Origin of the sequence: Methylobacterium sp. B4, assembly GCF_003201865.1 — a bacterium.
In the GTDB taxonomy this organism is placed as follows: Bacteria; Pseudomonadota; Alphaproteobacteria; order Rhizobiales; family Beijerinckiaceae; genus Methylobacterium.
The window spans coordinates 202,128-213,518 of the sequence record NZ_QJJJ01000006.1 but is presented as its reverse complement, the minus strand read 5'-3'; the positions used below and the strand labels follow the sequence as shown (position 1 = coordinate 213,518).

Here is an 11,391-nt window from a genome sequence, read left to right as displayed (position 1 = left end):
GGCGTCGGCCACCCGTCGCAGCTCGCCTTCCGGCAGAAGCCGGAGACGATCCGGCGTCTCAAGACCCTCAAGGATCGTCGTGTCCGCTAGTGCCACCGGACCAGCCTCATGCCCGAAGTGAAAGAATCCGTGCAAAGCTTTGCACGATATGATGATGTTCGAGAATCAAGCGCCCCGCCCGCTCACTCGATATCCAGCGAGGCGGTGCCGGCGGCTTGCCCCTCCGGCCCGATCGCGATCTTCTGGATGCGCGCCTCGGCCCGCTTGAGCAGGGTCTCGCAATGCCGCTTGAGCGCCTCACCGCGCTCGTAGATCGCCACCGACTCGTCGAGGGGCACGTCGCCCCGCTCCAGGCGGCGTACGATCTCCTCGAGCTGCTCCAGCGCACGCTCGAACGGCAGATCGTCCGTCGTCCCCGCGGCGGGCGCGTCGGGTGTATGAGCGTTCATCCCGGATCCTCTTTGGGGCGGGTTATGACGGGCGTGGTCCGGTCGCACAAGCCCGGGTCGATTGCGTGCGACCGATCGGAGCGGTTCGGGCGGCTCTCCTACCTTATTCCAAGTCGAGCTGGAACGGCGTTCCCTCGAAGGCCTCCGCGCCCCGTCCGATCCCGGCGATCGCCGCGCTCATCCGGCCCTCGCGCCCGAGCAGGCGGTCGGCGATCTCCACGAACAGGCGGTTGGGCGTGGCGCTGGGCGCGCGCTGCCGCAGCTCCCGGGCGACATCCGCCTCGTCCCGATCCGGGCGCAGGGCGCAGACCGCCGCGTAGGCCGCGGCGGTGGAGCGGCTGATGCCGGCGTAGCAGTGGATCACCAGCGGCCGCTCGCGCGGCCACGCCGCCACGAAGTCGAGCACGGCCCGCACATGCGCCTCTCCCGGCGGCAGATGCCCCTCCAGCGGCGCGACGATGTCGCTGAACCCCACCCGCAGATGGTGCTCGGGGCGGATCGCGGCCGGGCGCTCCACCGCGCTGCCGAGCGTGGCCAGCGTGACGAGATGGCCGGCGCGGTGCGCCGCGATCGTGTCGCGCAGGCGCGAGAGCGGGCAGACATGAAGGGTGGGCATTTGTCGTCTGGTCGGTTCTCGAAACGGTGTTCGGCCGCCCGGGCGGACCGGCGTCTCACACCTCGCGCTGCAGGGTCGCGAAGCGGGCGAGATAGCAGCTTTGCGCGTCCGCGGTCGGCCATCCCGCGATCAGCCGCTCGATCTCGGCCTGGATCTCCGGCGGCAGCGCCGGGGGGCGACCGAAGATCCCGTCGGCCTCGGCGCTCGAAAAGCCGGCGAGCCGCGTCGCCTCGATCGCGGCGGCGATCCGGTCGGCGCGCTTGACGAGGCGGGCCAGCGCCGGGGAGGGCGCCTCGAGCCCGAAGCGCTGGCGGATCGCCGCGAGCAGGCGCCGCTCCACGCTGCGATAGGCGTCGCCGATGGCGTTCTTGAGCGGCGAGATGATGTCGCCGATCACGTATTCGGGCGCGTCGTGGAGCAGGAGTTCGAGCCGCTCGCGCGCGCCGAGCCGCGGGTCGAGGGCGCCGCCGATCGCCTCGACCAGCAGCGAGTGCTGCGCCACGGAGAAGACGTGCGGCCCCGCCGTCTGCCCGTTCCAGCGGGCGACCCGGGCGAGCCCGTGGGCGATGTCGCCGATCTCGACATCGAGCGGCGAGGGGTCGAGCAGGTCGAGCCGCCGGCCCGACAGCATCCGCTGCCAGGCCCGTGCCGGCTTTTTCGGGATGTCCGCGGCGGCGCTCACGGATGGCGGCCCTCGGCCGATGCGGCGCAAGGCCCGTGGCGGTGGCAGCCGGTGAGGTGGTCGTTGACCATGCCGACCGCCTGCATGAAGGCGTGGACGATGGTGGGGCCGCAGAAGGTGAAGCCCTGCGCCTTCAGCGCCTTGCCCATCCTGCGCGACACCTCCGTCTCGGTGGCGATGTCGGCGCGGCTCGTTGCGTTGGTCTGGATCGGCCGACCGTCGCAGAAATCCCAGAGGAAGGGCGAGAAGCCGGGGCCGCTCTCCTCGATGGCGAGCCATGCCCGCGCACCGCTGATCGCCCCACGGATCTTGGCGCGGTTGCGGATGATGCCGGTATCGCCCATCAGCCGCTCGACATCGCCGTCCGTGAAGCGGGCGACGCGCTCCGGCTCGAACCCCTCGAAGGCGCGGCGGAAGCCGTCGCGGCGGCGCAGGATGGTGATCCAGGACAGGCCCGCCTGGAATCCGTCGAGGATCAGCTTCTCGTAGAGGGCGCGGGAATCGAATTCCGGCACCCCCCACTCAGTGTCGTGATAGGCGACGTAGATGGGGTCGAGCCCCGCCCATCCGCAGCGCGGGCAGCCGTCGGGATGGGTGGTGATCAGCCCGGAGGCGTCGGCGCTCATCCGGCGGCGGCCGTGTCGGCGGGGAAGGCGAAGGTGGCGAAATCGGGCTTGTAGACGCCCGCGATGGTGCCGCCCGCCCGCACGGGTTCGCCGGCGGCGAGCGCATCGCCGAGGCGGTCGAGACGGATCGCGGCGAGGCCCCGCCCGCCGGCCGCGCTGCCGGTGACGCCGAGGCTGCGCGCGCCCGCGGTCACCTCCGTGCCGGGGGCCGGCGCCGGGCCGTCGCGGTAGACGATGGGCAGGATGCGGGTGCGGGCGGTGCCGCGGTGCTGCATGCGCGAGACGACCTCCTGGCCGACATAGCAGCCCTTCTTGAAGTCGACGCCGCCGAGCTGGTCCATCAGCGCCTCGTGCGGGAAGGCGTCGCCGAGGGTGAAGTCGCGTCCGCCCTCTGGTACGCCGAGGCCGATGCGGTGGGCGTGGTAATCGTCCTCCGTCGCATCCGCCGAGAAGGCGCCCGCTTCGAAATACAGCCGCTCGCCCAGCGCGGGCAGGCGCCCGTCCCGCATGCGGGCCGTCTCGGCGGCGGTCTCGGACCCATCCCAGGCGGCGGCCACACCCAGCGTCGGCTCGGCGGCCACGCTCACCTTGGCCCGCAGACGGTAGAGCCCGAGCCGCTTGACGAGGTCGGCCACCCGCTCCGCGGCGACGTCGAGGCGGAAGCCATCCCCGGCGCGGGACACCAGAAAATCGAACTGGATCTTGCCCTGCGGCGTCAGCAGCGCGCCGAGCCGCGCCTCGCCCTCCGGCAGCGTCTCGACGTTGCAGGTGAGGATGCCTTGCAGGAAGGGCAGCGCCTCCGGCCCCGACACGGCGATGACGGCGCGGTCCGGCAGCAGGGCGATCGGCATGGCATCTCCTCGGGGCGCAGCAAAAGGACGGCGGCGTTGCGCGCGTGGGACGCCTGACATAAGCCGCGCCCATCCGCGTCTCAATCGCGACAAACGAACCGGGAGAGCCCGATGGAAGCGCCGATCGAAGCCCCCTTGGACCTCGTCCTGTCCGGCGGCACGCTGGTGAACCATGATGGCGAGCATCGCGCGGACCTCGGCATCCGCGCCGGACGCGTGGCCGCCATCGGCGATCTGTCCGGGACCTCGGCCGCCGAGCGGTGCGATTGCCGCGGCCTGCACCTCCTGCCCGGGGTGATCGACAGCCAGGTGCATTTCCGCGAGCCCGGCCTCGACCACAAGGAGGATCTGGAGACGGGCTCGCGCGCGGCGGTGATGGGCGGCGTCACGGCGGTGTTCGAGATGCCCAACACCAACCCGCAGACGACGAGCGCGCAGGCGCTCGCCGACAAGGTGGCCCGCGCCCATCACCGGATGCATTGCGACTTCGCTTTCTGGGTCGGCGGCACCCACGAGAATGCGGGCGCGGTGGCCGACCTGGAGCGCCTGCCGGGCGCGGCCGGGATCAAGGTGTTCATCGGCTCCTCCACCGGCTCGCTCCTGGTCGAGGACGATGCCGGCGTGCGCGAGATCCTGAGCCGCATCCGCCGACGCGCCGCCTTCCATTCCGAGGACGAGCCGATGCTGCGCGACCGCAAGGGTCTGCGCGTTCCCGGCGATCCCGCCTCGCACCCGGTCTGGCGCTCGCCCGAGGTCGCGGTGAAGGCCACGCAGCGCCTGATCGCGCTGGCGCGGGAGACGGGGGCCCGCATCCACATCCTGCACATCTCGACCGCCGACGAGATGCCGATCCTCGCCGAGGCCAAGGATGTCGCGAGCGTGGAAGCGACGCCGCACCACCTCACGCTCGACGGCACGGAAGCCTATGCCCGGCTCGGCACGCTGGTGCAGATGAACCCGCCCGTGCGCGACGCGGCCCACCGCGAAGGGATCTGGCGCGGGTTGTCCCAGGGCGTGGTCGACGTGCTCGGCTCCGACCACGCGCCGCACACGCTGGACGAGAAGGCCAAGCCCTACCCGGATTCCCCCTCCGGCATGACCGGCGTGCAGACGCTGGTGCCGATCATGCTCGACCATGTGGCGGCCGGACGGCTCTCGCTCGCCCGGTTCGTGGACCTGACGAGCGCCGGCCCCAAGCGCCTGTTCGGCATCGCCCGGAAGGGGCGGCTGGCGCTCGGCTACGACGCGGACGTGACCGTGGTGGATCTCAAGCGCCGCGAGACCATCCGCAACGAGTGGATCGCCTCGAAATGCGGCTGGACGCCCTATGACGGCGTGACCGTCACCGGCTGGCCGGTGGGCACGGTGGTGCGCGGCACGCCGGTGATGTGGCAGGGCGAACTGGCCAACCCCTCGCGGGGCGAGGCGGTGGTGTTCGAGGAGGCGTTGCCCGCCGCGCGGTGACGGGTCGGGTCTCCTTCGCGCCGCCTCTTCCCATCGCCGGCCGAACGCTTCGGGTTTGGCCCTGCTCCGTCGTCGCGAGCGACAGCGAAGCGATTCAGCGGCGCGGCATTTCAGGAAAGGCCGCGCCCTGGATTGCCACGGCTTCGCCTCGCAATGACCAAAGAAGCCGAGGGGATCAGCCGGACGTCATCCCACCCTTCGAGGCCGCCGCTGCGCTGCGGCGCCTCAGGGGGAGGACGGTTTATGAGATTCTCGTCGTCGATGCCGGGGTGGCCGACATCGCTTTCCTCAATGCTGCAGCGTCGTGGTGAAGCCGCCGCCGCGGATGCGCTCGGGCAGGGTCTCGGCGTAGCGGGCGGTCGCGTCCTCGCCGTAGGTGGCGACCAGCTCCTGGAAAGCCGCGAACAGGGCGGCCTGGGCCATGCAGTCGCCGTCGATCCCATCGAGGCAGCCTTCCGCGAAGGCCTCCGTCACGAGGCCGAGCGCGAGGCGCTTGCTCTCCGCATCGATGTCGAAGGCAGCGGTGTCGGTATCGTGGATCATGGCGGGCGGCTTCGCTTCTCGGCCGGAACGGTGCCGGCAAGACATCGCCACGATACGGCAGCCTTGACGGGCCGGGAAGCCGGGAATTGCGAAGAGGTTAACGCCGATGTGCAATTGCGATCGATTTTTGCAACGACCCGGTCCTGTGTCGCGTCCGCCACAGGCGCGGCTCTGCGGCCACGCCTACCCCCCGAATCGCCCGGCGATGGCGTGCGAGAGGCGCTCGCCCTCGGCGATGTAGCGGCGCGCCGCCTCGCCCGCGGCCGGGGTGCAGACCCGGTAGGTCAGGCTGTAGCCGCGAAAGCCGCGATTATAGGCGCCGGCCAGCCGGTCGCGGCGGCTCTGCGTCACCCCTTCCGTGTCGAGGATCGCCTTCATCCGGGCCGGCCACTCGGCGGCGTCGGGTGCGGTGCAGAGATTGCGCAGGAAGGCCAGCGCCCCGACGATCTCGGAGAGCCGCAGCAGGTCGCGATCGTAGGGCGCGGGCGGCGGCTCGGCGGGCGGCGGGGGCTCCTTCTCCTTTTCCTGCGGCTTCGTCGCGGCGCGGGCCGGCGCCGAGCGCTGGGCTGTCGCCTCGGCCAGGGGGACAAGCGTCAGGGGGACGAGCGCCAGCAACGCGGCGAGCCGCAGCCTCGCCCCGCCCGCGCGAACGCCCCATTCGCCGCGCCTCATGCCGTGCCGTCTCCCGCCATCGTCAACCGTGCTCCACCCGTGAAAACGCCTCGCGCAGGGTGTCGATCAGTCCCGGGGTGGTGGGCAAGCCCGCGATCTCGTCGAGGGCGGCCCAGCGCACGGCCAGCGCCTCCGGCCCCGGCTCCGGCTCGACCCCGCGCCACAGCGCGGCGTGGGGGTGGATCACGTAATGGTGGCGGACACGGCCCGCCTCGTCCCGCAGGATGATCTCGGTGGGTGTCAGGCTCGGGCCGACCACCTCGGCGAGCGACCCGACCTCCTCGCGCAACTCGCGCAGGGCGCCCGCGGCGAGCGACTCGCCGGCCTCCACGAGGCCCCCCGGTAGGGTCCAGACGCCGCGCATCGGCTCGTTGGCCCGGGCGGCCAGCAGCACGCGCCCCTCGCGGATCACCGCGACCGACACGCCGATCAGCGGACGGGCCGGAAACAGCCGCCCGTCTTCCTCGGACGACCCGCTCATGGTGCGTCCGCCGCCACCGCGACGAGGCGCCCGTCGGCGAGGCCGACGAGGATCTTCTTGGCGCTCCCGCTCGCGTCGAGCACGGCGACGCCGTGGGCGGCCGGAGCGGGCAGGGGCAAGCGCAGCCGCTCCCGGGGGGCACCGCCCTTCGCGGAGACGAGGGCGAGCGCGCCGCGGCCCGCCACCGGCAGGGCGAGTTCGGGCGGGTTGCCGCCCCTGGGCACGGCGGCGGCGAGGTCGGCCTCCTCGCCCGCCACCGGGCCAGCATAGCCCGGCAGCTCGCCCGCGAGGCTGAAAGTCCCGTCGGCGATGCGCCAGAACTGCAGCACGCCCTCGCCCTCGGGGGCGCGGATCGCGGCGATCTGGGGCGTGCCGGTCCCGGCGAAGTCGGCCAGCCCGGCGAGCGCGAGCGGCGCGCCCTCAGGACCCCGGCCGGCCTGCGGCGGCGAGGCGGCCGCGAGCGTCCAGGCGCCATCCGCCTGCTTGCGCGCGAGCGCGAGGGCGGAGCCCGCCGGCCCCTGGGCGGTGACGGCAACCACCGCCGGGCGGCCGTCGAGGCGGGTGATGCGGGGCGTACGGCCGGCGAAGACGCTGGCCTCGCCCGGCGCCAGGGTGTGGGTCGTCACCGGCACCGCCTTGGGCTCGGCGGTGACGCCCAGAGGCTGGCGCTCGCGCAGGGTCAGGACCGTGCCCTGGCCCGGCGCGCCGCCGAGCGCCCGGGTCGGCCCGGTGAGGTAGGCGCTCAAGGGGCCGTCGAGGGCGCGGCGCGAGCCGGGCACGGCCCCGCGCGGCGTCTCGGCGGCGGCGAAGCCCTCGACGGCTTCCGCGCCGATCAGCGTGGTGCGCAGGGTTTCGCCCTCCAGGCTGAGCACGGCCCCGCCGCCCTCGCCCCAGACCACGACGATGGGGGGCGGCCCGGCCGGGCCCGCGGCCTTCGGGTCGGCGCTGGCGGGGGCGCGGGCGAGCGGCAGCAGCCCCGAGGTCGCGACCGAGAGGGCGACCTCGCTGCCGGGGCCGCGCATTGCCTTGACGGCGAAGGGCAGGGCGACCGGCTCGACCCGCGCGGCCTCCGCCCCCGCGGGGAGGGTCACCAGGCACAGCAGGGCGGCGAGCGCCGCCCGGCGGTCAAACATGCTGGCCGCCGTTGATGTGGAGCTCGGCGCCGTTCACGTAGGAGGAGGCCTCGGTGCAGAGGAAGTAGATCGCCTTGGCCACCTCGTCCGGGGTGCCGAGCCGGCGCTGAGGGATCTGCTGCACGAGCTTGTCGGTGCCCGGCGAGAGGATCGAGGTGTCGATTTCGCCCGGCGAGATCGCGTTGACGCGCACGCCCAGCGGCCCGAAATCGGCGGCCATCTCCCGGGTCAGCCCGGCGAGCGCCGATTTCGAGGTGCCGTAGGCGGCGCCCGCGAAGGGGTGGACCCGCGAGCCGGCGATCGAGGTGACGTTGACGATCGAGCCGCGCGCCCGGGTCAGCTCGTCGCACAGGCCCCGCGCCAGCAGGATCGGCGCGAAGAAGTTCACCTGGAAGACGCGGGCCCAGTCCTCGTACTCGGTCGTGAGCGCGCCGAGGCGCTCGCCCTCCGGGCCTTTGGGCGAGATGCCGGCATTGTTGACGAGCGCGTGCAGCAGGCCGCCCTCGGCGGCGAGACGCTCGGCCACCTCGCGCACGCCGCGCACGGTGTCGGCCGCATCCGCCAGATCGACCTGGAGGTGATCCTCCGGTCCCATCTCCCAGGGGCAGTTCTCGGGGAAGGGGTGGCGCGAGCAGGTGATGACCCGCCAGCCCGCGGCGGAGAAGCGTTTGACGGTGGCGTGCCCGATGCCCCGGCTGGCGCCGGTGAGCAGCATCACCCGTCGACGGTCGTTGGATGAGGCCAAGGCCGGTTCCTCGCTGCCCGCTTCGAAAAAAGCGCCGCGGTGAGCGCGCGAGCGCGGGCCTTCGACACATGGTCTAAGCCGCGCCCTGCCGGAAATCCAGGGTCGGCGCTGCATTGCGAAAGGCGCCCGAAAAGCCGTTTTCACGAAACGCCCCGGGCTCCGCGTCCGTTACCTCCGCTCGCACGGAGGCCCGCGAAGGCCATCGTGCGCTTGCCCCCGTCCGGCCTTCGTGCGAGCGGGGGACGAGGCTTGCGGGCATTTCGGGGGGCATGAAGCGCGTGAGCGAAGCGGAAGCGAGGCCGGTCGTGCTCGTCGTCGAGGACGACGTCGTCACCCGTCAGGCCGCGGTCGAGATGATCCAGGATGCCGGCTACGCGACCTGCGAGGCCTCCAACGGCAACGCGGCGATCCGTGTGCTCGACGAGGGGGAGGATGCGGGGGAGGGCGTGCGCGTCGTCGTGACCGACATCGACATGCCGCTGGGCATCGACGGCATCAAGCTCGCCGCATGCATCGCCCGGCGCTGGCCGGGGATCGGCATCATCATCACCTCCGGCAAGGTGCGGCCCGCGCCCGGCGACATACCGCCGGACGGCCTGTTCATCCGCAAGCCCTATTCCGAGGAAGGGCTGGTCTCGGCGATCCGCTCGGTGATGGCCTGACCGGCCGCCCCTCGCGAAGAAATCTCAGGGATAGAGCCGCGACCGGGTCCAGCCGTCGCCCGCCCGGGTGAAGCGTACCCGGTCGTGCAGGCGGTAGGCGCCGTTCTGCCAGAACTCCAATTGCACCGGCGCGATGCGGTAGCCCAGCCAGTGCTCGGGGCGCGGCACCGGGCCGTCCTCGTATTGCTGCGAGAGCGCGGCGACCTCGGCCATCAGGGTCGGGCGGTCGGTGAGCGGGCGCGACTGCCGGCTCGCATGGGCGCCGATGCGGCTGTCCCGGTGGCGGCTGGCGAAATAGGCGTCGGCCTCCTCGGGCGTGACCGGGGAGACGGGGCCGCGGGTGCGGATCTGCCGGCCGAGCGACTTCCAGTAGAGCACGGTCGCGGCCTGCGGGTTGGCGGCGAGCTGCCCGCCCTTGGCCGATTCCGCGTTGGTGTAGAAGACGAGTCCGCGGGGATCGAGGCCCTTCAGCAGCACCACCCGCACGTCGGGCAGGCCGTCGGGGCCGGCGGTGGCCAGCGCCATGGCGTTGGCGTCCACGGGCTCGGAGGCTTCCGCCTCCGCCATCCAGGCGGCGAACAGCGCCCAGGGATCTGACGACAACGTGAAATCCTCAGGGTGGACCGCATGTCCGTCGGGATCACCGTCTCTTAACCGATCGCTGGCCATTTTCTTCCCTGTGGCAGCCGGGTCGGGGGGCACCGACGTTGGGCGGCACACCCTGTCGGACTCCCCGTATGCCTCGAGTTCAGGTGTAATGCGTCTGCGTCTGTGTAAAGTCCCTCGCAAAGTCCAGCCGGCGGCGCCCGCCTCCCGATCCGTGTCCGGGATCGTGGGGCGCCTGTTGACGGCCGGCCTCGTCGCCGCCTGCGCGGGCTGCAGCGGGCCGATCCTGTCCTTCAGGGCGGAGGAGGCGCCGACCGCGCCCGAACCCCTGGTCACCGGCAGCATTCTCAAGCGCCCCGCGAGCTTCGGCGGCGACCTCGACACCGAGGATTGGCGGCGCGCCCACGCTGCGCTCTCGGTCGCCCTCGATCCGCAGGGCAACGGGCGCCCGGTGAAGTGGGAGAACCCGGAATCCGCGATGCGCGGCTCGGTCAACCCGACCGGCCTGCCCTACGTGGCGGGCGACGAGATCTGCCGCGACTTCCTCGCCTCCGTGGTCGGCGGCGCTGCGAGCGGCGTCAAAAGCCGCTTCGTGCGCGGCACCGGCTGCAAGCCCTCCGGGGGCGAGTGGGAGTTGAAGCGGCTGCGCTCGGCCAAATCCTGATCCGGCTCCATCCCCGCCCGGAACGGTTCGGTCCCGGCGGGCCGGGCCGGCGTCATGCCTCAGGCCAGAGGGGCGGTTCGATCCTTCCGGCGCACGGTTCGCGCCTTGCGCGCCCGCGCCAGCAGGATCGCCGTCTGGACCGCCGCCCGCCTCAGCACGGGGTTGATCGCGGGGTTGGCCGCGATCTGGCTCGCCCAGCCATGCCCTTCGACGGCAGCGGCGAGGTCGACCGTGTAGCCCTCCGCGATCGGATGGGCCGATGTCTCGGGCCTCGTCAGATACGTCTCGACCGCCGTGTTCACCTGCTCGTCGGTGACGGCCTTGGCCTTGAAGAGGTCGCCGACGGTCAGAGAAGCAGCCATCCCTCGAAGTTCCGGATCGACCCCGATTTCGGTGAGGAAATCAGGCGTGAAGAGCGTGTTCGACGACGTGTGCCTCGCGCCCGGCGGCCAGGCGCTTCTCGACCCGCGTCACCTGCATCGGGTACCAGCGGTTCCCCCGCGCCGAGGGGACGCCCAGGGCGTTGAGCGCGTTGGCGACCTGCTCCAGCGTCAGGGCGCCGGCGGCGCGGATCTCGCTCAGGATCGGCGCGACCTGCTCCGCCCTCTCGCGGCTGCGCTGCGCGGGCGCCGCGAGGCTCCCGTGATCCGCCGCAGCGGCGGGCCGAGCGGTCCCGGCGGCAGGCATGGAGGTAGACATGGAGGCAGGCGTGCCGCCCTTTCCGGCCGGCGGCTGCGCCCGCCATTCGGCTGTGACCCGTGCGTAGAACTCGTGGCGGCGCGCCATCGTCTCCGGGGTGCGGCTCACGCCCAATCGGTCCTCGGCCTCGGCCAGCGCCGCCATGATGCCGAGCGTCAACTCGCTGGCCTCGGGGCTGTCGGCGGCGGCGAAGCGCAGATCCAGGCGGCGCAGTTCGGCGCTCAGGTGGCGCAGAAAGGCGGGGTCCTCGCTAAAGGCGCCGAGTTCGGCCATCAGCAACGTGGCGCCGCGCAAGCGGCACAGGGTCAGCGCCTCGCGCAGGCCCGGCTGCTCCGAGTCCCGACGGTCCGCTCCGGTCTCGACGACCTCCCCCGCCAGCCGCCCGCGTCCGCGGACGTAGCGGGCGACCGCCGCGCGCTGGGCGGCCAAGGGGGAGCCGGAACGGTCCGATCCGGCAAGGCCGGCATGGAGATAGGAAACGAAGAGGTCTGAGGGCAT

Annotated in this window: 16 protein-coding genes; 3 read left to right on the top strand and 13 right to left on the bottom strand. The window is 72.6% G+C overall.

What is annotated here, in order from left to right; translation table 11 throughout:
* Positions 1 to 182 precede the first annotated feature (182 nt).
* The 5 genes from BY998_RS11135 to BY998_RS11115 form a co-directional block, all read right to left on the bottom strand.
* On the bottom strand, positions 183 to 449 hold the full coding sequence (locus BY998_RS11135; protein ID WP_110351679.1) for an exodeoxyribonuclease VII small subunit: 267 nt from the start codon (positions 447 to 449) through the stop codon (positions 183 to 185).
* A 103-nt stretch (positions 450 to 552) separates the two neighbouring features.
* Positions 553 to 1,065, bottom strand: a complete 513-nt coding sequence (locus tag BY998_RS11130; protein ID WP_110351678.1) for a protein tyrosine phosphatase — start codon at positions 1,063 to 1,065, stop codon at positions 553 to 555.
* A 55-nt stretch (positions 1,066 to 1,120) separates the two neighbouring features.
* Complete coding sequence (locus tag BY998_RS11125; protein ID WP_110351677.1) at positions 1,121 to 1,747, bottom strand: HD family hydrolase; 627 nt, start codon at positions 1,745 to 1,747, stop codon at positions 1,121 to 1,123.
* Positions 1,744 to 2,373, bottom strand: a complete 630-nt coding sequence (locus BY998_RS11120) for a DNA-3-methyladenine glycosylase I (RefSeq protein WP_110351676.1) — start codon at positions 2,371 to 2,373, stop codon at positions 1,744 to 1,746. Before BY998_RS11120 ends, BY998_RS11125 begins: the two co-directional genes overlap by 4 nt.
* Positions 2,370 to 3,224, bottom strand: a complete 855-nt coding sequence (locus BY998_RS11115) for a folate-binding protein YgfZ (RefSeq protein WP_110351675.1) — start codon at positions 3,222 to 3,224, stop codon at positions 2,370 to 2,372. The genes BY998_RS11120 and BY998_RS11115 overlap by 4 nt, the downstream gene beginning before the upstream one ends.
* 123 nt (positions 3,225 to 3,347) lie before the next feature.
* On the opposite strand from BY998_RS11115, the gene BY998_RS11110 reads away from it, so the two are divergent.
* On the top strand, positions 3,348 to 4,688 hold the full coding sequence (locus tag BY998_RS11110) for a dihydroorotase (protein WP_110351702.1): 1,341 nt from the start codon (positions 3,348 to 3,350) through the stop codon (positions 4,686 to 4,688).
* Between the two features lie 288 nt (positions 4,689 to 4,976).
* Here the strand turns inward: BY998_RS11110 and BY998_RS11105 are convergent, their stop codons facing one another.
* From BY998_RS11105 to BY998_RS11085, 5 genes are all read right to left on the bottom strand, one after another.
* Positions 4,977 to 5,231: a hypothetical protein gene (locus BY998_RS11105; protein WP_110351674.1), complete on the bottom strand. Its 255-nt coding sequence runs from the start codon at positions 5,229 to 5,231 to the stop codon at positions 4,977 to 4,979.
* A 183-nt stretch (positions 5,232 to 5,414) separates the two neighbouring features.
* On the bottom strand, positions 5,415 to 5,903 hold the full coding sequence (locus BY998_RS11100; protein WP_110351673.1) for a TIGR02301 family protein: 489 nt from the start codon (positions 5,901 to 5,903) through the stop codon (positions 5,415 to 5,417).
* A gap of 22 nt (positions 5,904 to 5,925) precedes the next feature.
* Complete coding sequence (locus BY998_RS11095) at positions 5,926 to 6,384, bottom strand: NUDIX hydrolase (RefSeq protein WP_110351672.1); 459 nt, start codon at positions 6,382 to 6,384, stop codon at positions 5,926 to 5,928.
* Positions 6,381 to 7,517 (bottom strand): hypothetical protein, encoded by a 1,137-nt coding sequence (locus BY998_RS11090; protein WP_110351671.1) that lies wholly within the window; start codon positions 7,515 to 7,517, stop codon positions 6,381 to 6,383. Before BY998_RS11090 ends, BY998_RS11095 begins: the two co-directional genes overlap by 4 nt.
* Positions 7,510 to 8,232: an SDR family oxidoreductase gene (locus tag BY998_RS11085; protein ID WP_110351670.1), complete on the bottom strand. Its 723-nt coding sequence runs from the start codon at positions 8,230 to 8,232 to the stop codon at positions 7,510 to 7,512. The genes BY998_RS11090 and BY998_RS11085 overlap by 8 nt, the downstream gene beginning before the upstream one ends.
* A 308-nt stretch (positions 8,233 to 8,540) precedes the next feature.
* Here BY998_RS11085 and BY998_RS11080 point away from each other — a divergent pair, with 308 nt between their 5' ends.
* Positions 8,541 to 8,924, top strand: coding sequence for a response regulator (locus BY998_RS11080; protein WP_110351701.1), 384 nt, complete (start codon positions 8,541 to 8,543; stop codon positions 8,922 to 8,924).
* Positions 8,925 to 8,948: 24 nt separating this feature from the next.
* On the opposite strand, the gene pdxH is transcribed toward BY998_RS11080, so the two are convergent.
* Entirely contained in the window at positions 8,949 to 9,593 is a 645-nt protein-coding gene (gene pdxH, locus BY998_RS11075; RefSeq protein WP_110351669.1) for a pyridoxamine 5'-phosphate oxidase, read from the bottom strand.
* Between the two features lie 88 nt (positions 9,594 to 9,681).
* Between pdxH and BY998_RS11070 the strand changes: the two genes are divergently transcribed.
* Positions 9,682 to 10,194, top strand: coding sequence for an RT0821/Lpp0805 family surface protein (locus tag BY998_RS11070; RefSeq protein WP_110351668.1), 513 nt, complete (start codon positions 9,682 to 9,684; stop codon positions 10,192 to 10,194).
* A 59-nt stretch (positions 10,195 to 10,253) separates the two neighbouring features.
* On the opposite strand, the gene BY998_RS11065 is transcribed toward BY998_RS11070, so the two are convergent.
* Together BY998_RS11065 and BY998_RS11060 are read right to left on the bottom strand one after the other, a co-directional pair.
* A complete protein-coding gene (locus BY998_RS11065) occupies positions 10,254 to 10,556 on the bottom strand; it encodes a hypothetical protein (protein ID WP_110351667.1) in 303 nt (100 codons plus the stop codon).
* A gap of 40 nt (positions 10,557 to 10,596) precedes the next feature.
* On the bottom strand, positions 10,597 to 11,391 hold the full coding sequence (locus tag BY998_RS11060; RefSeq protein ID WP_110351700.1) for a recombinase family protein: 795 nt from the start codon (positions 11,389 to 11,391) through the stop codon (positions 10,597 to 10,599).